This is a genomic window from Enterobacter cloacae complex sp. I3 (assembly GCF_014896175.1).
Classification (GTDB): Bacteria; Pseudomonadota; Gammaproteobacteria; order Enterobacterales; family Enterobacteriaceae; genus Enterobacter; species Enterobacter bugandensis.
The window spans coordinates 45,888-70,557 of sequence record NZ_JADBQZ010000009.1 but is presented as its reverse complement, the minus strand read 5'-3'; the positions used below and the strand labels follow the sequence as shown (position 1 = coordinate 70,557).

At 58.5% G+C, this 24,670-nt stretch carries 23 protein-coding genes; 7 read left to right on the top strand and 16 right to left on the bottom strand.

What is annotated here, in order from left to right:
* Positions 1-76: 76 nt before the first annotated feature.
* A complete protein-coding gene (gene ybaL, locus IM271_RS08725) occupies positions 77-1,753 on the bottom strand; it encodes a YbaL family putative K(+) efflux transporter (protein WP_045260697.1) in 1,677 nt (558 codons plus the stop codon).
* 232 nt (positions 1,754-1,985) lie between these two features.
* The gene (locus IM271_RS08720; RefSeq protein ID WP_193052457.1) at positions 1,986-3,194 is read right to left on the bottom strand and encodes an MFS transporter; all 1,209 of its coding nucleotides are present in this window, start codon (positions 3,192-3,194) and stop codon (positions 1,986-1,988) included.
* A 164-nt stretch (positions 3,195-3,358) separates the two neighbouring features.
* Between IM271_RS08720 and ushA the strand changes: the two genes are divergently transcribed.
* Entirely contained in the window at positions 3,359-5,011 is a 1,653-nt protein-coding gene (ushA, locus tag IM271_RS08715) for a bifunctional UDP-sugar hydrolase/5'-nucleotidase UshA (RefSeq protein ID WP_028012202.1), read from the top strand.
* A 119-nt stretch (positions 5,012-5,130) separates the two neighbouring features.
* On the opposite strand, the gene ybaK is transcribed toward ushA, so the two are convergent.
* From ybaK to copA, 3 genes are all read right to left on the bottom strand, one after another.
* Entirely contained in the window at positions 5,131-5,610 is a 480-nt protein-coding gene (gene ybaK / locus IM271_RS08710; RefSeq protein ID WP_008499307.1) for a Cys-tRNA(Pro)/Cys-tRNA(Cys) deacylase YbaK, read from the bottom strand.
* 198 nt (positions 5,611-5,808) lie between these two features.
* Positions 5,809-6,603, bottom strand: a complete 795-nt coding sequence (locus IM271_RS08705; protein WP_049000966.1) for a TraB/GumN family protein — start codon at positions 6,601-6,603, stop codon at positions 5,809-5,811.
* A gap of 50 nt (positions 6,604-6,653) precedes the next feature.
* Positions 6,654-9,152 (bottom strand): copper-exporting P-type ATPase CopA, encoded by a 2,499-nt coding sequence (gene copA, locus IM271_RS08700; RefSeq protein ID WP_193052456.1) that lies wholly within the window; start codon positions 9,150-9,152, stop codon positions 6,654-6,656.
* Positions 9,153-9,260: 108 nt separating this feature from the next.
* Between copA and cueR the strand changes: the two genes are divergently transcribed.
* On the top strand, positions 9,261-9,671 hold the full coding sequence (gene cueR, locus IM271_RS08695; protein WP_028012206.1) for a Cu(I)-responsive transcriptional regulator: 411 nt from the start codon (positions 9,261-9,263) through the stop codon (positions 9,669-9,671).
* Here cueR and IM271_RS08690 read toward each other — a convergent pair.
* The 3 genes from IM271_RS08690 to IM271_RS08680 form a co-directional block, all read right to left on the bottom strand.
* Complete coding sequence (locus IM271_RS08690; RefSeq protein ID WP_028012207.1) at positions 9,668-10,120, bottom strand: NfeD family protein; 453 nt, start codon at positions 10,118-10,120, stop codon at positions 9,668-9,670. The two genes, cueR and IM271_RS08690, sit on opposite strands and share 4 nt — an antisense overlap.
* Positions 10,117-11,031: an SPFH domain-containing protein gene (locus tag IM271_RS08685; RefSeq protein WP_008499312.1), complete on the bottom strand. Its 915-nt coding sequence runs from the start codon at positions 11,029-11,031 to the stop codon at positions 10,117-10,119. The genes IM271_RS08690 and IM271_RS08685 overlap by 4 nt, the downstream gene beginning before the upstream one ends.
* A gap of 110 nt (positions 11,032-11,141) precedes the next feature.
* Positions 11,142-11,999 (bottom strand): hypothetical protein, encoded by an 858-nt coding sequence (locus tag IM271_RS08680; RefSeq protein WP_041911048.1) that lies wholly within the window; start codon positions 11,997-11,999, stop codon positions 11,142-11,144.
* Positions 12,000-12,245: 246 nt separating this feature from the next.
* On the opposite strand from IM271_RS08680, the gene fetA reads away from it, so the two are divergent.
* Entirely contained in the window at positions 12,246-12,917 is a 672-nt protein-coding gene (fetA, locus tag IM271_RS08675; RefSeq protein WP_028012209.1) for an iron ABC transporter ATP-binding protein FetA, read from the top strand.
* Positions 12,910-13,692, top strand: coding sequence for an iron export ABC transporter permease subunit FetB (gene fetB, locus IM271_RS08670; protein WP_041911046.1), 783 nt, complete (start codon positions 12,910-12,912; stop codon positions 13,690-13,692). Before fetA ends, fetB begins: the two co-directional genes overlap by 8 nt.
* A gap of 50 nt (positions 13,693-13,742) precedes the next feature.
* Here fetB and IM271_RS08665 read toward each other — a convergent pair whose 3' ends face one another.
* Genes IM271_RS08665 through tesA form a run of 3 tightly spaced genes read right to left on the bottom strand, consistent with a single transcriptional unit; the run spans position 13,743 to position 16,078 of the window.
* A complete protein-coding gene (locus tag IM271_RS08665; RefSeq protein WP_193052455.1) occupies positions 13,743-14,597 on the bottom strand; it encodes a co-chaperone YbbN in 855 nt (284 codons plus the stop codon).
* A gap of 58 nt (positions 14,598-14,655) precedes the next feature.
* Positions 14,656-15,465, bottom strand: a complete 810-nt coding sequence (locus tag IM271_RS08660; protein ID WP_193052454.1) for an SDR family oxidoreductase — start codon at positions 15,463-15,465, stop codon at positions 14,656-14,658.
* The gene (tesA, locus tag IM271_RS08655; RefSeq protein WP_028012213.1) at positions 15,455-16,078 is read right to left on the bottom strand and encodes a multifunctional acyl-CoA thioesterase I/protease I/lysophospholipase L1; all 624 of its coding nucleotides are present in this window, start codon (positions 16,076-16,078) and stop codon (positions 15,455-15,457) included. The genes IM271_RS08660 and tesA overlap by 11 nt, the downstream gene beginning before the upstream one ends.
* Here tesA and ybbA point away from each other — a divergent pair.
* From ybbA to IM271_RS08640, 3 genes are all read left to right on the top strand, one after another.
* Positions 16,049-16,735 carry a putative ABC transporter ATP-binding protein YbbA gene (gene ybbA, locus IM271_RS08650; RefSeq protein ID WP_041912055.1) on the top strand — a complete coding sequence of 229 codons (687 nt, stop codon included), beginning with the start codon at positions 16,049-16,051 and terminating at the stop codon, positions 16,733-16,735. The genes tesA and ybbA overlap by 30 nt on opposite strands.
* Positions 16,732-19,146 carry a putative ABC transporter permease subunit YbbP gene (ybbP, locus tag IM271_RS08645; RefSeq protein WP_059357446.1) on the top strand — a complete coding sequence of 805 codons (2,415 nt, stop codon included), beginning with the start codon at positions 16,732-16,734 and terminating at the stop codon, positions 19,144-19,146. Before ybbA ends, ybbP begins: the two co-directional genes overlap by 4 nt.
* A 182-nt stretch (positions 19,147-19,328) precedes the next feature.
* Complete coding sequence (locus IM271_RS08640) at positions 19,329-20,474, top strand: porin (protein WP_047367634.1); 1,146 nt, start codon at positions 19,329-19,331, stop codon at positions 20,472-20,474.
* 122 nt (positions 20,475-20,596) lie between these two features.
* Here IM271_RS08640 and mnmH read toward each other — a convergent pair whose 3' ends face one another.
* The 5 genes from mnmH to ppiB form a co-directional block, all read right to left on the bottom strand.
* On the bottom strand, positions 20,597-21,667 hold the full coding sequence (gene mnmH / locus IM271_RS08635) for a tRNA 2-selenouridine(34) synthase MnmH (RefSeq protein WP_059357447.1): 1,071 nt from the start codon (positions 21,665-21,667) through the stop codon (positions 20,597-20,599).
* A gap of 84 nt (positions 21,668-21,751) precedes the next feature.
* A complete protein-coding gene (purK, locus tag IM271_RS08630) occupies positions 21,752-22,819 on the bottom strand; it encodes a 5-(carboxyamino)imidazole ribonucleotide synthase (RefSeq protein WP_028012218.1) in 1,068 nt (355 codons plus the stop codon).
* The gene (purE, locus tag IM271_RS08625; RefSeq protein ID WP_006809824.1) at positions 22,816-23,325 is read right to left on the bottom strand and encodes a 5-(carboxyamino)imidazole ribonucleotide mutase; all 510 of its coding nucleotides are present in this window, start codon (positions 23,323-23,325) and stop codon (positions 22,816-22,818) included. Before purE ends, purK begins: the two co-directional genes overlap by 4 nt.
* Before the next feature lie 119 nt (positions 23,326-23,444).
* Entirely contained in the window at positions 23,445-24,167 is a 723-nt protein-coding gene (gene lpxH / locus IM271_RS08620; protein WP_047367637.1) for a UDP-2,3-diacylglucosamine diphosphatase, read from the bottom strand.
* A gap of 3 nt (positions 24,168-24,170) precedes the next feature.
* On the bottom strand, positions 24,171-24,665 hold the full coding sequence (gene ppiB / locus IM271_RS08615) for a peptidylprolyl isomerase B (protein WP_000256009.1): 495 nt from the start codon (positions 24,663-24,665) through the stop codon (positions 24,171-24,173).
* Between the last annotated feature and the right edge of the window lie 5 nt (positions 24,666-24,670).

The window sequence follows — 24,670 nt, the reverse complement described above, 5'->3', positions numbered from 1 at the left end:
TGTGGTTGCCGTTTTTAGTATTTGTTCCCTCTCCCTGTGGAGAGGGCCAGGGTGAGGGCATCAGGCCGCAGCAAACTTACCCCGTAACCGCCTCTTCAACTGGCGGCTTCGTCAGCAGCGTCAGCATGGTGTTCGCAATCTCACGCTCGCCCATCACCACCTGATTCGCGCCGCGCTCGGTAATGTATTCCACCTCGTCGTCATAGTGCGCTCGGGCAATGATCTCAATACCGGGGCACTTCTCACGCGCGGAGGCCACAATCTCACCCGCTTCATAACCGTTTGGAATGGTCAGCAGCAGCCAGCGGGCACAGTCCAGATGCGCCAGCTCCATGATCTCTTCGTTCGCCGCATTGCCCAGCACCGCACGAATCCCGCGCTCGCGAAGCTCATCCACGCGGGTGCGTGACGTCTCAATCACCACCAGCGGGATCCCCTGCGCCATCAGCTTCTCGCCGAGCAGGCTACCCACGCGGCCAAAGCCCACCAGCAGGGCGTGATTACAAATATCCACCGGGATCTGCTTCTCTTCTTCCGTTGCCTCTTCCAGCGTCTGCTCTTCGAGAGTTTCGGTCTTCTCGAGGTATTTTTCCAGCAAGGCAAACAATACCGGGTTTAGCATGATGGAGAGGATTGCCCCTGCCAGCACCAGATTTTGCCCCGCCTGCGGCAGCAGGTTCAGGGCCATGCCCAGACCGGCCAGAATAAAGGCGAACTCGCCGATCTGCGCCAGGCTGGCGGCAATCGTCAGCGCCGTGCGCGGGGAGTGGCCGAACATTCGCACCAGGAAGAAAGCCGCGAGCGACTTACCAAAAATAATGATCGCCAGCGTACCCAGCACGGCCAGCGGCTGCTGGATCAGCACCAGCGGATCGAACAGCATCCCGACGGAGACGAAGAACAGCACGGCAAACGCATCGCGCAGCGGCAGCGTGTCGTGTGCCGCACGGTGGCTCAGCTCGGATTCGTTCAGCACCATCCCGGCGAAGAACGCCCCCAGGGCAAAGGAGACATCAAACAGCTCAACGGCACCGAAGGCGATGCCCAGCGCCAGCGCCAGCACGGAGAGGGTAAACAGCTCGCGGGAGCCGGTTGCCGCGCTGCGGGACATGATCCACGGCACCAGACGGCGACCCACCAGCATCATGATGGCGATAAACGCCACCACTTTACCGATGGTGATGCTCATATCCAGCGCCAGCGAGGCGAAGCCGACGTTGTCTTTTTCCATCATCCCGGCGACGGCGGGCAGCAGTACCAGCGTCAGGACCATGACCAGATCTTCTACAATCAGCCAGCCAATCGCGATTTGCCCGCGCTGGCTGTCTATCAACTGCCTCTCTTCAAGCGCGCGCAGCAGCACCACGGTACTGGCGGTGGAGAGGCACAGCCCAAAGACGATGCCGGTCATCAGCGACCAGCCCAGCACTGCCGAAAGCGCCATGCCCAGCAGCGTCGCCACCCCTATCTGGGCGATCGCTCCGGGTATGGCGATCGACTTTACCGCCATCAGGTCCTTCAGCGAAAAATGCAGACCGACGCCAAACATCAGCAGAATCACGCCCAATTCCGCCAGTTCAGGAGCCAGTTTGGTATCCGCAACAAAACCTGGCGTAAACGGTCCCGCCAGCACACCTGCCAGCAGATAGCCGACAAGAGGAGAAATACGCAGCTTATTGGCAATCATGCCAAGGATAAAAGCGAGCACAAGTCCACCAACAATGGTGGTAATAAGCGGTGTGGCGTGGTGCATTCCGTCTCCTTTCGTGGTGAGTGTTCCATTTTTGGCGTGAATACCAAAAAGCCAGGTAATAGTTTATGACAATTTTTACCCTTATGTTTATGAATAATTGTTGAAGTTTGAATAAAACGGCAATATGCGATTAAAAAGGCGCATATTGATAAATTCAGAGTGGGGATGAATAGGAAACCCTTATCACATAAGGGGGGAGGGTAGCCAAAGCATAACTTTAGCTACCCGTAAATCACGCTTTATGACGATTATCAGGCAGGAATATGGTCAACATCCCAAGAAGTGGCAGGAAAGCGCAGATTTTATAAACCAGGAAGATGCTGGTGTGATCCGCAACCATCCCTAATACCGCTGCACCCAGCCCGCCCATGCCGAAGGCGAAACCGAAAAAAAGTCCGGAAACCATACCGATACGACCCGGCAGCAGCTCCTGGGCATAGACCAGAATGGCGGAAAACGCGGAGGCGAGGATAAAACCAATAATCACGGTCAAAATCCCCGTCCATTCAAGGCTGGCGTACGGCAAAATGAGGGTAAAGGGCGCCACGCCGAGGATAGAGCCCCAAATGACATATTTACGGCCAATTTTATCCCCCACCGGCCCGCCAATGACCGTTCCTGCGGCCACCGCGAAGAGGAAAGCAAACAGGTGAAACTGCGCGTTTTGTACCGATAATCCGAATTTTTGCATCAGATAAAAGGTGTAATAGCTGCTAATGCTCGCCATATAGAAGTATTTGGAGAAAATCAGCACCAGCAGCACGGAGACCGCAAGAATGACCTTATTACGAGGCAGGGGATTGATAACCTTCGCTTTAGGTTTCCCTTTGTTCACGCGATGCTGGGCGGCGTACCAGCGGCTGATCTGTGCCAGCACGACAATGGCGAGCAGGGCGGCCAGCACAAACCAGGCCACATTGCCTTTGCCATACGGGGCGATAATCACCGCCGCCAGCAGCGGGCCGAGGGAGCTACCGAAGTTGCCCCCTACCTGGAAGAGTGACTGCGCCAGCCCGTGACGGCCACCGGAGGCCATACGCGCCACGCGGGACGATTCCGGATGGAAGACGGACGAGCCGGTTCCCACCAGCGCGGCGGCGAGCAGAACCGCTTCAAAACTGCCTGCCATGGCCAGCAGCACCAGCCCGCTTAAGGTAAAGCACATGCCTATCGGCAGCGACCACGGCATCGGGTATTTATCCGTCCAGTAACCCACCACCGGCTGCAGCAGCGACGAGGCCAGCTGGAAGGTCAGGGTGATCATCCCGATCTGTACGAAGGTTAACGAAAACTCGGACTGCAGCAGCGGGTAGATCGCCAGAATCAACGACTGGATCATGTCGTTGAGCAGGTGCGAGAGGCTGATTGCGCCTAAAACTTTAAATGAGGTGCGCGACGCCCGCGCGCCCGGAGCGGGCTGGGTTGATTCACTGATTGCCATAAATACCACGTCAATTTGTTATTAGAGATGCAGGGAGTAATTATTATCCGACTAACATACTCGTCCGTGACATTTGAAGAAAGTCGCAATTCTGAAAACTTATTTGTCTATTCTTGTTAGTCACTGTAATTTTTGCCTTTGTCTATTGGTCAGGGAGAGAGAAGATGAAGTTAATGAAGCGGGGCGTCGCGCTGGCGCTTATTGCCGCATGGGGCCTGGCAAGCCTGCCCGCGCAGGCGTATGAAAAAGATAAAACCTATAAAATCACCATTCTGCATACCAACGATCATCACGGTCATTTCTGGCGCAGTGAATACGGCGAGTATGGTCTGTCGGCGCAAAAAACACTGGTGGACGGCATTCGCAAAGAGGTGGCGGCCCAGGGCGGCAGCGTGCTGTTGCTCTCAGGCGGGGATATTAATACCGGCGTGCCGGAATCGGATTTACAGGATGCTGAACCCGATTTCCGCGGCATGAATTTAATCGGTTACGACGCGATGGCCGTTGGCAACCACGAGTTTGACAATCCGCTGAGCGTGCTGCGCCAGCAGGAGAAATGGTCCAAATTCCCGTTCCTCTCCGCCAATATTTACCAGAAAAGCACCGGCGAACGTCTGTTTAAACCGTGGGCGCTGTTTAAGCGTCAGGATCTCAAAATCGCGGTCATCGGCTTAACCACCGACGATACGGCAAAAATCGGTAACCCTGAGTTCTTCACCGATATCGAATTCCGCAAACCGGCAGACGAAGCGAAGCTGGTGATTCAGGAGCTGCAGCAGAACGAAAAGCCGGACGTGATTATCGCCACTACCCACATGGGACACTACGATAACGGCGAGCACGGCTCCAATGCGCCCGGCGACGTGGAGATGGCGCGCAGCCTGCCAGCGGGCTCGCTGGCGATGATTGTGGGCGGTCACTCGCAGGATCCGGTGTGCATGGCGTCGGAGAACAAAAAGCAGGTGGACTACGTGCCGGGCACGCCGTGTGCGCCAGATCGTCAGAACGGGATCTGGATTGTGCAGGCCCACGAGTGGGGTAAATACGTGGGTCGGGCGGACTTTGAGTTTCGTAACGGTGAGATGAAGCTGGTGCGCTATCAGCTTATCCCGGTGAACCTGAAGAAGAAAGTCACCTACCCGGACGGGAAAAGCGAGCGCGTACTTTACACGCCAGAGATTGCTGAAAACCAGCAGATGCTCTCCCTGCTGACGCCGTTCCAGAACAAAGGCAAGGCGCAGCTGGACGTGAAAATCGGCACGCTGAACGGTCGTCTGGAAGGGGACCGCAGTAAAGTCCGCTTCGTGCAGACCAACATGGGCCATCTGGTGCTGGCGGCGCAGATGGCGCGCACGAATGCGGACTTCGGCGTGATGAGCGGCGGCGGCATTCGTGACTCCATCGAAGGCGGAAACATCACCTATAAAGACGTGCTGAAGGTGCAGCCGTTCGGCAACGTGGTGGTGTATGCGGATATGAGCGGGAAAGAGGTCGTTGACTACCTGACCGCCGTGGCGCAGATGAAGCCGGACTCGGGTGCCTATCCGCAGTTTGCCAACGTCAGCTTTGTGGCGAAGGACGGCAAGCTCAACGATCTCAAAATCAAAGGCGAGCCGGTAGACCCTGCGAAAACCTACCGTCTGGCGACGTTAAGCTTTAACGCCACCGGCGGCGACGGCTATCCGCACATCGATAATAAACCGGGCTACGTAAACACCGGTTTTATTGATGCGGAAGTGCTGAAGCAGTACATCGAGCAGAACTCGCCGATTGACGTGAATGCCTATGAGCCGAAAGGTGAAGTGAGCTGGCAGTAGTGTTGTGCGGCCTGATGCCCTCATTCCAACCCTCTCCCACAGGGAGAGGGCGCGAACACAAAAAACGGTAACGCCTGTTACCGTTTTGCTTTTACCTCGTAGCCGCCACCCGGCTTTTTTTACTCCCGGCGGGCAATATCCGCAAACTTCGCGTCCAGCATTTTCGCCAGATCGCCCGCGGCCAGTTCAATATCCAGCCCGCGTTTACCGCCCGAAATATAGATCGTCTCAAATTCCTGCGAAGGCGCATCGATCAGCGTCGGCAGGCGCTTTTTCTGTCCGAGCGGGCTGATCCCGCCCACCAGATAGCCCGTGGTGCGTTGCGCAACCATCGGGTCCGCCATATCCACCTTTTTCGCCCCCAGCGCTTTCGCTACCTTTTTGAGATCGAGCTGTCCGGCAACGGGCGTTACCGCCACGGCGAGGTGCTTCATATCGCCATTCACCGCCACCAGCAGCGTTTTATAGACCTGATCAGCGTTCAGCCCCAGCTTGCGCACCACTTCATCACCAAAGTTGGTTTCGTTCGGATCGTGATCGTAAGTATGGATCCGGAAAGAAATATTGTTTTTTTCGAGTAATTTAACGGCGGGAGTCATAGCTATCCTTCTTACGGCAGACAATTCATGCAGCAAGCATACGCCTGACGTTTGTCTAAAAAATAGCACCATCTTGCGCAATAGTGTTGGCAGTGATGGTCACTTTGAGCGACAATCGGCTCAGCCGAAGGTCACTTCGGTATAATAAAAACGATGAAATTCCTCTTTGACGGGCCAATAGAGATATTGGCCATTTTTTTATTTCAACAGCGACGGCAAATTCCCTTCGCCGTATAAATGCAGCGCCCCGACTGCGACCACGTACTCCCCCGCAGGTAAAGCATGCAGCGTCTCTCGCCAGGCTTTGTTGCGCGCATTCATCAGCACATCATAAAGCGATTCACTGAACGTCGACGGTAGCGCCAGCTTACCGTCCGCGGGCGGCGCATCCAGCCACCAGCCAATCATGGTTTGCAGCAGACGCGCGTTGGTGTGCCAGTGGGTCAGGGTATCATCCAGCAGCATCAGACCGTCGTCAGGAAGCTGGCGCAGGAGCGCAATCTGGCTGTCCGTCCCTTCCAGCTCGATGATGGGCATACGGCGCGCCCGCGCCACGTTCAGCAGCTGGTAATCAATGCCGTAGTCACCGCGCAGGCCCAGACGCTGCGCCTGCGTGGCCTGCAGCACCATCGCAATTTGCCACAGCGGCAGGTTGTCAATCATGGAGAGCGACACGCCGGTTTCTGCCGCCACGCGCCTCAGCTCCGCGAGCTGGTCGTCGTTCAGGCGCTCCGCCAGCGGGAGATCGCTTTCAAGCCCGGCAAACGGCGACTCGTGGCCGGAAATGTCCGCCTCGACGACCAGCGCGTCGGCGCGCTTCAGGCGTTTTATCAGACCGGATGGCAGAGGAGACATTCCCTGCGTGCCCATATGGATGCTGCCGACCAGGTGCAGGTGTTGCCCGCCGGGAAGCGAGATATCCAGGCCGGGCCAGGCATAGCGGCGGGGGAAGAGGGCGCGAAACGATGCTTTTATACGATTAAACAGACTCATACGCGCTCCATGACCGGAAAGGGTCATGCTAGCGCGTACGAGAACAAGGTTCAATCCTTCGGTTTAAACCGCAGCAGACGGTTGGCGTTGCTCACCACGGTAATGGAGGAGAGTGCCATCGCCGCACCCGCAACCACCGGGTTCAGCAGGGTGCCGGTTAGCGGCCACAAAATGCCGGCAGCAACCGGAATACCGAGCGAGTTATAGATGAACGCCCCCAGCAGGTTCTGCTTCATGTTGCGCAACGTGGCTTTCGAAATGGCCAGGGCGTCGGCAACGCCCATCAGGCTGTGGCGCATCAGCGTAATGGCGGCGGTTTCAATGGCGACATCGCTCCCGCCACCCATGGCTATCCCTACGTCCGCCTGGGCCAGCGCCGGGGCGTCGTTGATGCCGTCGCCCACCATCGCCACCTGGCGACCCTGACTTTGCAGGTTCTTGATGGCGTCCGCTTTGCCGTCCGGCAGCACGCCCGCAATGACCTCATCAATACCGGCCTCTTTCGCGATGGCGTTGGCGGTGGTCGGGTTATCCCCGGTCAGCATCACCAGGCGATAGCCCGCGCGGTGCAGGCGCTGTAAGGCATCCACGCTGTCCTGGCGAAGCGGATCGCGCACGGCCAGCAGCGCGGCGGCTTTGCCATCCACCGCCAGCAGAACCGGGGTGGCGCCCCGAGACGCCTGTGCTTTCAGCTCTTCTTCCAGCGCGGACGTATCAACACCGTTTTCATTCAGCAATGCCTGGTTACCCAGCAGCAGCGCGTGGCCGTCGGCTTCACCGCTGACGCCGAGCCCGCGCAGGGTACGGAAATTGCTGACCTGCGGCAGGGCAGAAGCATTCGCCTTATCGAGAATGGCGCGGGCCAGCGGGTGGCTGGAACCCTGCTCCAGCGCGGCGGCAAGGCGCAGCGCGTCCTCTTGCGTAATGCCAGCGGTACTCACGGCCACTACCTGCGGTTTGCCCTCGGTCAACGTGCCGGTTTTATCAAAGACAATCGTATCCAGGGTGCTCGCCCGCTGCAGGGCATCCGCATCACGGACCAGCACGCCAAACTCGGCGGCACGGCCCACGCCGGAGATAATTGACATCGGCGTCGCCAGGCCAAGAGCGCACGGACAAGCGATGATCAGCACCGTAGTGGCGATGACCAGGGTGTAGACAATCTGCGGTGCCGGGCCGAAGAAATACCAGATCGCCGCGCTCAGCAGCGCAATGCCGACTACTACCGGCACAAAAATGGCCGAGATTTTGTCAGCAAGCTGGCCAATCTCCGGCTTGCTGCTCTGGGCCTGGCGGACCATGCGGATAATACGCGACAGCGTGGTGTGGCTACCGACGGCACTGGCGCGGAACAGCACGCTGCCGTCCTGCACTACCGTGCCGGCATGAACCGCATCACCCTGTGATTTTTGCTGGGGGATCGGCTCCCCGGTCAACATCGCTTCATCCAGCCAGGCGTCGCCCTGGGTGATTTCACCGTCGACGGGCACCCGGTCGCCGGTGGTCAGGCGCAGCGTCATGCCCGGCTGTACCTCCGCCAGCGGGACGCTTTTTTCCCCATCGTCCGTGACCAAGCGGGCCGTCGGCGGGGTTAAATCGAGCAAACGTTCCAGCGCTTTCGAGGAGCGCTGACGGGCGCGCGCTTCCAGCATGTGGCCCAGGTTAATCAGGCCGATAATCATGGCGCTGGCTTCATAATAGAGATGGCGGGCTTCCATCGGGAACCACTGGGGCCAGACGTTCACGCTCATGGAGTACAGCCACGCCGCGCCGGTACCGAGCGCAACCAGCGTATCCATCGTCGCCGTGCGGTTTTTCAGGCTCTTCCAGGCGCTGGTATAAAAATGCCCACCTGCAAAGACCATGACCGCAAGGGTAATTAAACCAATCACCAGCCACAGCGTGCGGTTGTCTGCGGTGACCATCATGTTGTCACCCATCATGCCCCACACCATCACCGGAATACCGACCAGCAGGGCGACGATCGCCTGCCAGCGGAAGCGCTTCATGGTGGCAATAGCCGTTTCCTGCTGGCGTTCGCGGCGCTCGGCATCATCTTCGATGGCCTCCGCCCCGTAGCCCGCTTTTTCCACGGCCTGCACTAAATCTGCGGCGGAGGCACTGCCCATCACCAGCGCAGTACGCTCCGCAAGGTTGACCCGTGCCTGTGCGACGCCCGGTACCGCCTGCAGGGCGTTCTGCACGCGGGAGACGCAGCTGGCGCAGCTCATGCCGTTGATCAGCAGCTGTTGGCTGTCATCAATATCATCCGCTGCCGGAAGCTCAGGAGTGGCCGCTGTCAGTGCTTCCGACGGGGATGATGACTCTGCCAGCGGGTTAGCCTTTGGGTGGCTTAACTCCGCCCCATAACCGGCCTGTTTAATGGTATCAATCAGCGCGTCCGCGCTGGCGCTGCCGGTCACGGCGGCATGGTCGATAGTCACTTCAGCGCTTTCAACGTCAGGACGCTGTTCCAGGCTTTCTTTAACACGTTTGACGCAGTGGCCGCAGGAGAGGCCGTCCAGCGTCAGGTCGATAGTGTGAGACATAACAAAACTCCCGTATAATATATTGGTCAGTTGTTGACCGGAGTAACGCTTTTCGCTAACTGTTATGAAGGTTAAACCTTCCATCAAGGGGAAGGTCAAGGGGGAAATGTGAATATCAGTGACGTGGCAAAAAAAACCGGCTTAACCAGCAAGGCGATCCGCTTTTATGAAGAGAAGGGGCTGGTAACGCCACCGCTGCGCAGTGAAAACGGCTACCGCAGCTACACGCAGCTGCATCTCGATGAGCTGACGCTGCTGCGCCAGGCAAGACAGGTGGGATTTAACCTGGAAGAGTGCGGCGAGCTGGTTAACCTGTTTAACGATCCGAAGCGCCACAGCGCGGACGTGAAAAAACGCACGCTGGAAAAAGTGGCGGAGATCGAGCGCCACATCATCGAGCTACAGGCGATGCGCGAACAGCTGCTGCAGCTGGCGGAATCCTGTCCGGGTGATGACAGCGCCGACTGCCCGATTATTGATAATCTTGCCGGCTGCTGCCATCGCAAAACCCACGTCTAGCAGGCTTTTACCCGCAGCGTAATCCCTTCCACCGCAATGACCTCAACCTGCGTTCCGGCGCTGAGGTCGTCGTCGGCCACCACCGGCCACGAGCTGTCGCCCACGCGCATGTGCCCGCGCCCGTTCACCAGCGCGGCGTCGAGCGTAAAGCGCTTGCCGACAATTTGCTGTCCGCGCTGGTTGAGATGCGCGTCCAGCGGTTTCTGCTCTTTGACCTGACGGTTAAGCCAGCGCCACCACAGCCAGGCGGCAACCAGCGTCAGCACGGCAAACAGCGCGCCCTGCCACGCCCAGCCCAGAGGAAGGATCCAGACCAGCAGGCCCGTAATGACAGCGGCAACACCGCTCCAGAGCAGGTAGCCGTTGCCGCCAAGCATCTCCGCCGCCAGCAATAAGCCACCGAGGCTTAGCCAGAAGGCATGAGGATGTGCAACGATGAGCTCAATCATTTTTTACGCTCGTTTCCGCTGTCTTTGATCAGTTCGGCGATCCCCGCGATAGAGCCCATCAGGCTGCTGGCGTCCAGGGGCATCATCACCACTTTGCTGTTGTTCGCGGAGCCGATCTCTTTCAGCGCATCGGTATATTTTTGCGCCACGAAGTAGTTCACGGCCTGGATATCACCGGCGGCAATCGCCTCGGAGACCATCTGCGTTGCGCGGGCTTCCGCTTCTGCGGAACGTTCACGCGCTTCCGCCTGTAAGAACGCGGACTGACGGTCGCCTTCGGCTTTCAGGATCTGCGACTGTTTTTCCCCTTCCGCTTTGAGGATCTCCGCCTGACGGACCCCTTCGGCTTCCAGAATATAGGCACGCTTGGTACGCTCGGCCTTCATCTGCGCGTTCATGGAGGCGATCAGCTCTGCCGGTGGGCGCACGTCGCGGATCTCAATACGGGTGACTTTGATCCCCCACGGGTTCGTTGCCTCATCAACAATGTGCAGCAGGCGGGTATTGATGCTGTCGCGCTGGGAGAGCATTTCGTCCAGCTCCATCGAGCCGAGCACGGTACGGATATTGGTCATCGTCAGGTTGACGATCGCCAGCTCCAGGTTGCTCACCTCATAGGCCGCTTTCGGCGCATCAATCACCTGAATAAAGCAGACGGCATCAATGGTAACGTTGGCGTTATCTTTGGAGATCACTTCCTGAGAGGGGATATCCAGCACCTGCTCCATCATGTTGATTTTGCGGCCAATCCGGTCCATGAACGGAACAATCAGGCTCAGGCCGGGCTGCAGCGTGTTGGTATAGCGGCCGAAGCGCTCTACGGTCCACTGGTAACCCTGAGGGACAATTTTGACACCTGCGCCCACGATAACCAGCGCGACGAATATAAGGACGGGAACAACGATGAGCATAAAAACCTCCTGTTTTGCATGCTTTGATGAGAAAAAGCGCGTGTTTGCTATTCGTAAGTATATCGGCTAATGGGCTAAAATTCGCCCCGTCCGACGGGCGGGGCAGAGCGTTAGTGGTAGCTGTAGGTAAAGTCAGCGATCAGCGCATCGTCACCCGCATCGGCGATGGCTTTCGACAGGCCGTGATAGAAGGTCTCCAGCCCAATCTCTTCGACCTGGCGCAGCTGCTCGCGGATCGGCGCGCAGAACAGTTCCGCATTGCCCGCGCCCACGCGCTTGTTGTTCGGCGGAAGCTGACCGGTGATCCCTTTAAACCAGGTGCGTACCGCGCCCTTCAGAGAGGTGGGCGCGTCGTTGACGGCGTCGTGTCCCGTCAGAATTTGCAGCGTCGGGAACTGGTCTGCACAGACTGCCGTTTTCATACGTGCATAAAACTGGCTGAAGAGTTCGAAAGACTGCAGATCGGTGACTTTGGGTTTGGTCGTTTTGCCCTGAACGTTGCCTGTCTTTTTCGCCGCGGGCTGCGCGGGCGCCAGCTTATTGAGCTGCAGATCGAACAGCAGGTTTGCGTGTTCGCGTCGTTTGCTTACGTCCGGGAAGCGTTCGATAAACGCGCGGATAAATTCCGGCGTCATCAGGTCCGCAAAATCATGGTTGACCAGCCACTGGCCGCGGGCAAACTCACCGGGAGACTGGAACCAGGCCGGAACCTTGCCCGGCTCGAACTCTTTGACATTCCCTCTGCCGTCGATTTCAACGAAGCGAGTGCCGTTATCAAACGCAAAGCGGCAATTCTTCAGCTGAATGACCGGCTTCATCTTCAGCAGGCCCTTAACGAACCGGACAAGCTCTCCCCCGAACACATAAGCCGTAACGGATTCAGAAGCAATGGCGGCAAGAAGCTGATCGATGGTTTTCACGCCGGGTTCAAGTTCAGAAAACTCATAAAAAGTGTGAATATTAGACATTCTTGTACTTCCTTATTGTGTTGCGGGCAGAGCTTAACACCACTTTAACGAATGTTCTAAACCAGGGATACGGAAGTGTCGCTAAGGTCACGGCGTAAACTGTAAAACGAAAGTGTAAAGCATGTCTAATGAATGCACGGTAAACACAATCGGAAGTCTTGGTGGCGAAAGGGGGCGCTAAAACGCGTTGTGACGAACGTGCGGCACGGATTATGCTAATAACGCTCAGGAGTTACTGGAAAAAATATGAACAACGAAAATGCAGTTTTGCAGATAAAGGACGTCGGCTTTCGTGTCGCAAATAACACGATCCTCCAGCATGTCGGGTTTAACCTTTCTCCCGGTGAGTTCAAGCTGATAACGGGGCCGTCAGGCTGCGGTAAAAGCACCTTACTGAAGATTGTGGCCTCACTGCTGAGCCCAACGGAGGGAACCATTCTGTTTGAAGGGCAGGATATTGCGTCACTTTCCCCGGAAAGCTATCGCCAGCAGGTCTCCTATTGCGTACAAACGCCCGTGCTTTTTGGCGACACGGTTTTTGATAACCTGATTTTTCCGTGGCAAATCCGCAATAAAACGCCGGAGCCGGAAAAATTCATCGACGATCTGGCCCGTTTTGGCCTGGCGAAGGAGACGCTGACCAAATCCATCAGTGAGCTCTCGGGCGGCGAAAAGCAGCGCGTCTCGCTGATCCGTAATCTGCAGTTCTTACCGAAGGTATTGCTGCTGGATGAGATCACCAGCGCGCTCGATGATGCCAACAAACGCAACGTCAACGAGATTATTCATCGTTACGCCCGCGAGCAGAATATTGCCGTGCTGTGGGTGACGCACGACTCAAACGAAATTACCCATGCGGATGACGTGATTACGCTCCAGCCGCACGGCGGGAAAATGCAGGAGGCCAACCGTGGGTGAGCATAACATTACCAATGAATCTCTGGCGTTTTCGATGGTGCTGGTGCTGATTGCTATCGTCGTCAGCTACCGGGAAAAGCTGGGCCTGGAAAAAGATATTGTCTGGAGTATCTGCCGCGCGGTGGTACAGCTCATCATCGTCGGCTATGTGCTGAAGTATATTTTCAACGTCAACCACGCGGTGCTGACGCTGCTGATGGTGCTCTTCATCTGCTTTAACGCGGCGTGGAACGCGCAGAAACGCAGTAAATATATTGATAAGGCGTTTATCTCGTCATTTATCGCGATTACCACCGGGACGGCGCTCACCCTGGCGGTGCTGGTGCTCTCTGGCTCGATTGAGTTTACGCCGATGCAGGTGATCCCTATCTCCGGGATGATTGCGGGAAACGCCATGGTGGCCGTTGGCCTGTGCTACAACAACCTCGGCCAGCGTTTCAGCAGTGAACAGCAGCAGCTGCAGGAGAAGTTAAGCCTGGGGGCGACGCCAAAAGTGGCTTCAGCGCGGCTGATTCGTGAGAGCATTCGCTCATCGCTGATCCCGACCGTGGATTCTGCCAAAACGGTGGGGCTGGTGAGCCTGCCGGGCATGATGTCGGGGCTGATCTTTGCCGGTATCGATCCGGTAAAAGCGATTAAATATCAGATCATGGTGACGTTTATGCTGCTTTCCACGGCGAGCCTGTCCACCATCATTGCCTGCTACCTGACCTATCGGAAGTTCTACAACCCGCGCCACCAGCTGGTGGTGACGCCGTTGAAAAAGACGGGGTAATATCCGTTTTTGTAGGCCCGGTAAGCGTTAGCGCCACCGGGCATTTTTTGTTAGTAGAGCAGCGCGTACAACTGACGACGATACTTCGACGCCAGCGCGTCTCCGGTGCCCAGCGCGGCCAGGATCTCCTGGAACATCTTGCGCGCCTGACCGTCTGCGGCAGCCAGATCTTTCTGCAGGTGGCTGAACAGCAGCTCCAGCGCCTCTTCGTTACGTCCCACCTGATGCAGCTGGAGCGCCAGCTGGCTTGCCAGCGCGGCATCCGCCGGGTTGTCGGCCACCTGCTGCTGCAGCTGCTGAATTTCCGGGGTGTCCGCCGCCTGCTTCAGCAGCTCAATCTGCGCCACCAGCCCCTGATACCGGGTGTCCTGATCCTGCATTGGAACCGACTTGAGCACGGCTTCCGCGTCTTCTGAACGGTGCAGGGCGATCTGCGTTTCCGCCAGCAGCAGGCCGATCTGGCTGTTCTGGTTCGACAGCTGCCACGCCTCTTTCAGCAGCGGCAGCGCCTCGTCGTATTTGCCTTCCTGCATCAGCGCCATCGCTTCCTGCGCTTTCAGCTCTTCTTCGCGCGGCAGCACTTTATCCAGCAGGGCGCGAATCGCCTCTTCCGGCTGGGGGCCCTGGAAGCCATCGACAGGCTGGCCGTTCTGGAACAGATAAACGGTTGGAATGGCGCGCAGACCAAACTGCGACGCCACCATCGGCTCGGCGTCACAGTCCAGTTTCGCCAGAATGAACTGACCGTTGTACTGCGCGGCAAGGCTTTCCAGCACCGGCGTCAGCTGCAGACAGTGCTGGCTGCGCTCAGACCAGAAGTAGAACAGCACCGGTTTAGCCATCGACTGTTCGAGGACCTGTTGCAGGTTTGCTTCTGTAATATTGACGATATTCTGTACGGACATGCGGCTTTCTCTTTTGTCGGTTTACTCTTTACATGGGGATGAGCGTCGTCGCTTCAACTCAGCCGTGCAAAATTTTGTCCATTATCCTGCCCGGCAGCAGGCGCTTTAACCAGCCGACGGCATGGGTGACCAGCGTCACCGGATAGCGCATTTTGGGATGCTCGCTCTCAAAAGCATGGCGCACTTTGGCAACCACCGCCTCTGGCCCGAGGGTAAAACGTGCGGCGATGCCGGGGTTTTCGACCGGTTTATCCGCCTGGGTCTGGTTAACGTTTTCGGTAAAGCGGGTGCGGATCGGGCCGGGTTCAATCAGGCTGACCTTGATGCCGCTGTGGCGCAGCTCCATGCGCAGGGCGTCGGACCAGGCTTCCAGCGCATATTTGCTGGCCGCGTAGGCGCCGCGGCCCGGGGTGGAAATCAGCCCCATCACTGACGATGTCATCACGATGCGCCCTTCGCCGTGCGGCAGCATGGCCGGGAGCAGACGCATGGTGAGCTGATGGACGCCGAAGAAATTGGTTGAAAACTGCTTCTCCAGCGTTTCGCGCGAGAGCGTATCCAGCGGGCCATACACGCCGTAACCGGCATTATTAAAGAGACCGTACAGACGGCCTTCGGTCAGGGCTATCACCTCGTCGGCGGCGCGTTCAACGCTCTCCGGCGAGTCCATATCCAGCTGTATGCCGGTAAAGCCCAGCCCGTTCATGCGCTCGACATCGTCAGGCTTGCGGCACGCTGCCAGCACCCTGAATCCCTGGCGCTTTAGTTCAAGCGCGCTTTCAAAGCCGATTCCGCTGGAACATCCTGTGATTAAGACCGATTTTTGCATAACTTTACCTGTCAGGAACTCCGCTGAATTACGAGTCATGTTTAACTAAAGGAGCCAGCCGCGTTGCCATCCAGTCGGCAATAAACGGCTGCGCATCGCGATTGGGGTGGATACCGTCGTCCTGCATCCACTGGGGTTTGAGATAGACCTCTTCCATGAAAAATGGCAGGAGCGGAATATCAAACTCTTTGGCAAGCTTAGGGTAGATCGCGCTAAAGGCCTCATTATACCGACGACCGTAGTTGGCGGGCAGGCGAATTTGCATTAGCAGCGGCTGGGCGTTTGCCGCCTTGATGTCCCGCAAAATGGTGCGCAGCGTTTGCTCGGTTTGCTGCGGCTGGAAGCCACGCAGGCCGTCATTACCGCCAAGCTCAACCAGCACCCAGCGCGGCTGATGCTGCTTGAGCAGCGCAGGCAGGCGCGACAGACCTTGCTGCGAGGTATCGCCGCTGATGCTGCCGTTGATAACGGTTGTCTTGCTTTGCCATTTGTCATTGAGCAGAGCCGGCCAGGCCGCGCTGGCCGCCATGCGGTAGCCCGCGCTCAGGCTGTCGCCAAGAATCAGTAACGTGTCCGCTGCCGCCGCGCGGAAGGTCATCAGCATCAAAAACAGGAAGGGCAAATGCCAGCGGAAAACAGTGTTGAAGTTCATCGTCTTAAGAAGTCCGTCGGTCAGGGGGAGCAGGAGCTTTCAATCCTTACCGGAGTTGAACTCGTTGTCAAACGCGCCGAAACCATCGCGCTGATTGGCGAATCCGGTTCCGGCAAGTCTACGCTGCTGGCGATTCTGGCCGGTCTGGACGACGGCAGCAGCGGCGAAGTCCACCTGGTCGGGCAACCGCTGCACCAGCTTGATGAAGAGGCGCGAGCCGCGCTGCGCGCGCGGCATATCGGTTTTGTCTTTCAGTCCTTTATGCTGATCCCGACCCTGAACGCGCTGGAAAACGTCGAGCTCCCGGCGCTGCTGCGCGGCGAAAAGAGCCGCGAAAGCCGCACGCATGCGAAGGCGCTGCTGGAACAGCTCGGCCTGGGCAAGCGCCTCGACCATCTTCCGGCACAGCTTTCTGGTGGCGAGCAGCAGCGCGTGGCGCTGGCGCGGGCGTTTAACGGCCGCCCGGAAGTGCTGTTTGCCGATGAACCCACCGGCAACCTTGACCGTAAAACCGGAGACAAAATTGCTGACCTACTGTTTTCGCTTAACCGCGAACATGGCACCACGCTGATCCTCGTGACCCACGATCCGCAACTGGCCGCCCGCTGCGACCGCCGCCTGCGGCTGGTGAACGGTATTCTTCAGGAGGAAGCATGATCGCCCGCTGGTTCTGGCGCGAATGGCGCTCGCCCTCGCTGCTGATTGTCTGGCTGGCGTTAAGCCTGGCGGTGGCCTGCGTGCTGGCGCTCGGCAGCGTCAGCGACCGTATGGAAAAAGGGCTCAGCCAGCAGAGCCGCGAATTTATGGCCGGGGACCGGGCGCTGCAAAGCTCGCGTCCTGTGCCGCCTGGCTGGATTGAGGAAGCGCGCAAGGAAGGGCTAAAGGTGGGGGAGCAGCTCACCTTCCAGACCATGACCTTCGCGGGGGACACCCCGCAGCTCGCCAGCGTGAAGGCCGTGGACGACATCTACCCGATGTACGGGGAATTACAAACCAGCCCGCCGGGGCTAAAGCCGACGCCCGGCACGGTGCTGCTGGCATCGCGCCTGATGGCACTTCTCAACCTGAAACCCGGCGACAGTATTGACGTTGGCGATGCCACGCTGAAAATCGCCGGGGAAGTGGTGCAGGAGCCCGACTCCGGCTTTAACCCGTTCCAGCTCGCGCCGCGCCTGCTGATGAACACCGCCGATGTCGCGAAAACCAACGCCGTCCAGCCGGGAAGCCGCGTCACCTGGCGCTACAAATTTGGCGGCACGCCCGCGCAGCTGGAGGCGTATGAAAAATGGCTTCTGCCGCAGCTCAAGCCGGAACACCGCTGGTACGGGCTGGAGCAGGACGAAGGGGCGCTCGGCAAATCCCTCGAACGTTCCCAACAGTTCCTGCTGCTGTCGGCGCTGTTAACCCTGCTGCTGGCGGTGGCGGCGGTTGCCGTGGCGATGGGGCACTACTGCCGCAGCCGCTACGACCTGGTGGCGATCCTTAAAACCCTCGGCGCGGGGCGGGCGCAGCTGCGCAAGCTGATCGTCGGCCAGTGGCTGATGCTGCTGGCCCTCTCTGCGCTCACTGGCGGAATAATAGGCCTGCTGTTTGAAAAACTGCTGATGGTGATGCTGAAACCGGTGCTGCCGGCCGCTTTGCCCCCGGCAAGCCTCTGGCCGTGGCTGTGGGCGATGGGCGCGATGACGGTGATCTCGGTGCTGGTGGGGCTGCGCCCGTACCGCCTGCTGCTCGCGACGCAGCCGCTGCGGGTGCTGCGCAATGATGTGGTGGCGAACGTCTGGCCGCTGAAGTTCTATCTCCCGGCGATTATTGCTGTTGCGGTCGGGCTGCTGGCCTGGCTGATGGGCGGCAGCACCCTGCTGTGGGCCGTGCTGGCCGGCGCGGTGGTACTGGCGCTGCTGTGCGGAGTGCTGGGCTGGATACTGCTCAACGTCCTGAAAAGGCTGACGGTAAAATCCCTGCCGGTGCGGCTGGCGGTCAACCGCCTGCTGCATCAGCCCTGGTCAACGCTCAGCCAGCTGTCGGCCTTTTCGCTGTCGTTTATGCTGCTGGCGCTGCTTCTCGTGCTTCGCGGGGATCTGCTGGATCGCTGGCAGCAGCAGCTTCCGCCGGAAAGCCCGAACTATTTCCTGATCAACATCGCACCGGAACAGGTAACGCCGCTGAAGGGCTTCCTGTCGGAGCATCACATTATCCCCGAGTCGTTCTATCCCATCGTCCGCGCGCGTCTGACGCAGATCAACGGCCAGTCAACTGAGGGGAACAAGGACGAGTCGCTTAACCGCGAACTCAACCTGACCTGGCAGGAGAAACGTCCCGACCATAACCCCATTACCGCCGGTTCCTGGCCGCCGAAAGCGGGAGAGGTGTCGATGGAAGAGGGGCTGGCGACGCGCCTGAACGTGAAGCTCGGGGACAGCGTGACCTTCACCGGTGATACCCAGGATTTTACCGCCAAAGTCACCAGCCTCCGTAAAGTGGACTGGGAAAGCCTGCGGCCAAACTTCTTCTTCATCTTCCCGCCGGGCGCGCTGGACGGGCAGCCGCAGAGCTGGCTGACCAGCTTCCGCTGGGAAAACGGCAACGGCATGCTGACGCAGCTTAACCGGGAGTTCCCGACGGTGAGCCTGCTGGATATTGGCGCGATCCTCAAACAGGTCGGGCAAGTGCTGGAGCAGGTGAGCCGGGCGCTGGAGGTGATGGTGGTGCTGGTGACAATCTGCGGCATATTGCTGCTGCTGGCGCAGGTGCAGGTGGGCATGCGCCAGCGTCATCAGGAACTGATAGTCTACCGCACGCTCGGCGCGGGTAAGCGGCTGCTGCGGGCGACGCTCTGGAGCGAGTTTGCGCTGCTTGGGCTGGTGGCGGGTCTGGTCGCGGCGATTGGCGCGGAGACGGCGCTGGCGGTGCTGCAGACAAAGGTCTTCGACTTCCCGTGGGAGCCTGACTGGCGTCTCTGGCTAGTACTCCCTCTCTGCGGCGCGGTGCTGCTCTCCCTCTGCGGGGGCTGGCTCGGGGCGCGATTGTTAAAGGGCAAGGCTCTGTTCCGGCAGTTTGTGAATTGATTTGGCATGGTAATAATTACGCACCGGTTTTTATGCCGGTGCGTAATGCTTAAATAGCACAAAGTGATAATGCCAGCGCATTTAGTAGCACAAAACATTAAAAACCCGCCCACACAGCCCGAAAATTTCCGGTTAATATTCACCAGCTAAATATTTAGCAGCGTGTCTATTAAGGAAAAATAATGACTATAAAAAAATCAGCGCTGGCGGCAACGATCGGCGCGGCAGTGGCATTGACTACTTTTGCATCTCAGGCAGAAATCACCGTACTTAAGCAAGATCCTCAGGCGGGTAACCCGCTGAGCCGCCTGAACTTCACCGTTGGCGGTAGTATTCGTCCGCAATTCCAGAACATGACCGGCGATGACGGCAAAAACGGCTACAAGCGTAACGGCTTTGACGGCGGTACCCGCTTCCGTTTCGCGGCAGACTACTACCTGTTTGACGACATCAGCTGGATCAGCTACTACGAGCTGGGGGTGAACATTCCGGCGCAGTTTAACTGGGATAACCACTACGCCGACGGCGCGCACGACACCTCACGCCGTATGCTCTACACCGGCCTGAAGAGCGACACCTGGGGCACGCTGACCTTCGGCCAGCAGAACAGCGTGTACTACGATGTGGTGGGCGCGAAAACCGATATCTGGGACTACGACATGATCGGCCAGGCGCCGGGTAACGGGATCAACGGCGACTACGACGGCTCTTACCGTTCACGCCAGATGCTGAAATATAAGAAAACCGTGGGCGATGCGGACATCTATGCATCCTACCTGTTTGAAGACAGCGAATACCTGCCGGGCAACGGCCTGCGCTACAAGCGTAAAGGTGGCGGCTCACTGGGTATCGATTACCACCTGACCACCGATCTGACCTGGGGCGCTGCGTGGAACTACACCCGCGCGGACATGCGTAACCCGGACAACGGCGACAGCAAATCCTACGACCAGAATATTGTCGGTACCGCGCTGAGCTGGACGCCGGACAACTGGACCTTCTCCGCTGGCGGCGGCTGGTACCAGAACTTCCTGACCACCAAAAAAGTGTCTGTTAACGACTACTTTGCGGGCGACGCGTGGGGTATTGAATACTTCGCAGGGTACAAATTCCCAATCGGTCAGTACGCGGTGAAATCCATCCAGCCTTACTTCATGGGTGACCGCATTGAGTACGTGAATGGCCGTAACTACCAGCGCATCGACAACGGCGTGGGTATCAGCTTCCAGCTGGATTACGGTTTCCGCGTGGATTACGAACACGTGTTCACCTCCAGCACCGACAACCTGGGCGACATGAACCTGGTGCGTCTGCGTTACGACTTCTAAGGTGTCATGTAGGGTGCGGCCTGATGCCCTCACCCTGACCCTCTCCCACAGGGAGAGGGAAAAAACATTATAAACGGCAACCCAGGTTGCCGTTTTGCTTTTACCTCGCCACCCGGCTTTTTTTAGCGATTAAGCCACTCGGCAATTTCTGCGAACGTCCCGCGATAGACAATCTTCTCCGCTTTCTTCTCCAGCTGATAGCCGTACATCGGGTCGTAATAGTCCTTCAGCAGCGGTACAAGCCAGCTGAAGTGCGCGTCGGTGCTGCCCGTTCGCTGTTGTTCGGCAAGAGCCGCGTCCAGCAGCGCCGTAAATTCCGCAAAACGCTGTAGCCCAAGCCGACGGCGAATGGCAAACAGGCCGTGGTGCAGGTACTCGCTGTACTCCTTCCAGCCCGCCTCCTCACCGTACGCGGCAGAAAAATCCGCCCACATGTGGTCAAAATACTCTTCGCGCAGGCGCTCAAGTCGGGTTTCAAACGGGTCTTCGACGACAACGATAGGGGCGTCAACCATGCGGTCGCGCAGGCACTCCGGCAGGTGGTTGGAGCCAATCATCCGGCCCTCGTCCTCCAGCACCCAGCGCGCGGCGTCTTTTTTCAATAGCTCAACCGCAAGGTGATTCTCGAAGCTCGCCTGGGAAAGCTGCGGCGTAAGCGTGCGGCCAAACGACGAGCCGCGATGGTGCGCCAGCCCTTCCAGATCGATGCCCTGTGCGTGCTGCTTCACCAGCAGCGTTTTACCGTTGCCGGTACAGCCGCCAATAAGCACCATCGGCTTTTGCGACTGCTCAATGGTGACCTGAATCGCCGTCTGGCGCAGGGCCTTATAGCCGCCGCGGATCAGCGGGTAGTCGATGCCAGCTTCTTTCAGCCAGGCCTGAGAGATATGCGAGCGCTGACCGCCGCGCGCGCAGCAGAGATAGCCTTCGGGGTGCGCAAGGCTGGCTTCGCGCCAGGCGTTAATGCGCGCCGCCCGCGTCTCGCCGCTCACCAGGCTATGGCCGAGCGCCAGCGCGGCGTCGGGTCCCTGGCGCTTATAGCAGGTACCGACGGCGGCACGCTCGTCGTCGTTCATTAAGGGCAGGTTGAGTGCGGCGGGCATCGCACCCTGGGCAAATTCGATCGGCGCGCGAACGTCGATTAAAGGGGTATCAGACGCGAGGATCGCGCGATAGTCCGTTCCATCGTTCATGGTGATTCCAGAAGAAAACTCAGCAGCAATGGGCGGGGATTGTACGCCGGGGAAGGGGAAGGTCAACTCCCCGGCGCAGATGTCTTACTTGAGCTTTGACTGTGCCCAGACAATCCCGCTCGCGTATTCTGGCGGCAGGAGAGGAACGATCGCCTCCAGGGTGGCGCTCAAGCGGTCGGTATCGCTGTCGTTCAGGTTGAGATGACCCACTTTACGACCCGCGCGAACCTCTTTGTCATACCAGTGCAGATGCACCAGCGGCAGCTTCAGCCAGTCGTAGTTCAGATCGGTCCCGATCAGGTTGATCATCACCGACGGGCTGTTAACAACGGGCTGTGGCAGCGGCAGGTCGGTGATGGCGCGCAGGTGCAGTTCGAACTGGCTGATGGAGGCGCCGTTTTGCGTCCAGTGGCCGCTGTTGTGCACGCGCGGCGCCAGCTCGTTGATCAGCAGGCCCGACGGCGTGACGAAGCACTCCATCGCCATCACGCCTACGTAGCCCAGCTCGTGCATGATGGCAGAAAGCATCTCTTCCGCCTGCGCCTGCTGGTCGGCATTGGCGTGCGGGAAGGCGACGCTGGTGCGCAGAATGCCGTCCTGATGCAGGTTATGCGTCAGCGGGTAAAACACCGTGCGGCCATCGTGCCCGCGGGCGCCTACCAGCGACACTTCGCCGCTGAAGTTGATGCCCTGCTCAACGATGCACTCGCCGTAGCAGTCGTCCGGCAGCTCGGCGGTGTCGCCTGCGCGCAGGCGCCACTGGCCGCGGCCGTCGTAGCCACCCACGCGGCGCTTCACGATCGCCAGTTCGCCCAGCATGGCGAAGACGTCATTCCACTCGCTTTTATCAGACAACAGCTGCCACGGGGCGGTTGCGAGGCCCAGCTTGTCGAACAGCTGCTTCTGCGTCAGACGGTCGGCAATGATCGGGAACACGTCGCGGTTCACAAAGGCGTTATGGCGCGCCAGCTCGCGGGTCAGGGCGGTTTCCGGCCAGCGTTCAATTTCGGCGGTGATCACGCTCTGATGGAACGGCACCGCTTCCGGCTCGGCGTCCAGCCCGACGGGCCAGACGGCAATCCCCAACGGTTCGCCAGCCTGACGCAGCATGCGGCCCAGCTGGCCGTTGCCGAGGACGCAAACCTGCTTCATGCCGCACCCCGCGGGTCCGGGTTATCCAGCACCTCGTCGGTCTGGGCTTTACGCCACTCCGCCAGGCGCTGGTGTAAATCTTTGTCGTGCGTTGCAAGAATTTGCGCGGCCAGCAGGGCGGCGTTCGCCGCGCCCGCTTTGCCAATTGCCAGCGTACCGACGGGAATACCGCGCGGCATCTGGACGATGGAGTAGAGGCTATCGACACCGCTTAACGCGGCGCTTTGTACCGGGACGCCCAGAACCGGCACCAGGGTTTTGGCGGCAATCATGCCCGGCAGATGTGCTGCGCCGCCCGCACCGGCAATAATCACCTCATACCCGTTCTCTTCGGCGCTTTCGGCGAAGCTGAACAGTTTGTCCGGCGTACGGTGTGCGGAAACCACTTCAACGTGGTGCGGAACATTCAGGATTTCAAAGATTTCGGCGGCGAACTGCATGGTAGCCCAGTCGCTTTTGGACCCCATCACGATGGCGACACGCGCCGGATTATTGCGGGAAGACATGCGTCTTAAAACTCCTGTGGTGCGAAACACACTGCTTTCGAGGGCACAGAGAATAGCATGTTATACGGGCAAGGAAAACGGTTGCGTGGCTGAGAAATAAGCGAAACGACGAGAAAACGTTAAAACGGAAAAGCGATCAGTTCGACACCTTCCGGGGTGACTTTGACCATCGAACCCTCAGTGTGCCATGCGCCCAATACCACGCGATGGGCCGGTTCACCGTTGGCGCTCAGAGAATGCACGTCAGGGCGATGGGTATGACCGTGGATCAGCCACTGAACGCCATGCTTTTCCATCACGCTCACCACAGCTTGCGGGTTGACGTCCATGATGGTCAGGGATTTACTGCTGTTGGCGGCTTTGCTGCCCGCACGCATTCTGGCGGCGATGCGGTTGCGGATAAACAGCGGCAGGGCAAGGAACATCTTCTGGATCCACGGGGTGTGGACCTTAGCGCGAAACGCCAGGTAGCCGGTATCGTCGGTGCAGAGCGTGTCGCCGTGCATGATCAGCACCTTGCGGCCATAGAGATCGAGCACCTGCTCTTCCGGCAGCAGCGTCATACCGCTTTCGCGGGCATAGCGCTTGCCGAGCAGGAAATCACGATTGCCGTGAATGAAGTAGCAGGGGACGCCGGAATCTACCAGCGTTTTAATGGCGGCAGCCATTTCACGGTGCAGCGGGTTAGGATCGTCGTCGCCAATCCAGGCTTCAAAGAGATCGCCCAGGATGTACAGCGCGTCGGCGCTTTTCGCTTCACCGCGTAAAAAACGCAGAAAACCGGCGGTTATCGCCGGTTCTTCTGTTTGCAGATGCAGGTCCGCAATAAAGAGTGTCGCCACGAATTACTCGCTGACGGTCACGCTTGTAATCACAACGTCTTCTTTAGGAACGTCCTGGTGCATGCCGCTGCGGCCGGTAGAGACGGCTTTGATCTTGTCGACCACGTCCATACCTTCAACCACTTCTGCGAACACGCAGTAGCCCCAGCCCTGCAGGCTTTCGCCGGAGAAGTTCAGGAAGTCGTTGTCCGCTACGTTGATGAAGAACTGCGCGGTGGCAGAGTGTGGTGCCTGAGTACGGGCCATTGCCAGCGTACCGCGGGTGTTTTTCAGGCCGTTGTTCGCTTCGTTTTTGATCGCCTCTTTGGTCTCTTTCTGGCGCATGCCAGGCTCGAAACCGCCGCCCTGGATCATAAAGCCGTTGATCACGCGGTGGAAAATAGTGTTGTTGTAGAAACCTTCGCGGCAGTAGTCCAGGAAGTTTTTAACTGTTTCAGGCGCTTTGTCATCAAAGGTCTTGATTACGATATCGCCATGATTAGTGTGGAAAGTAACCATTTTTG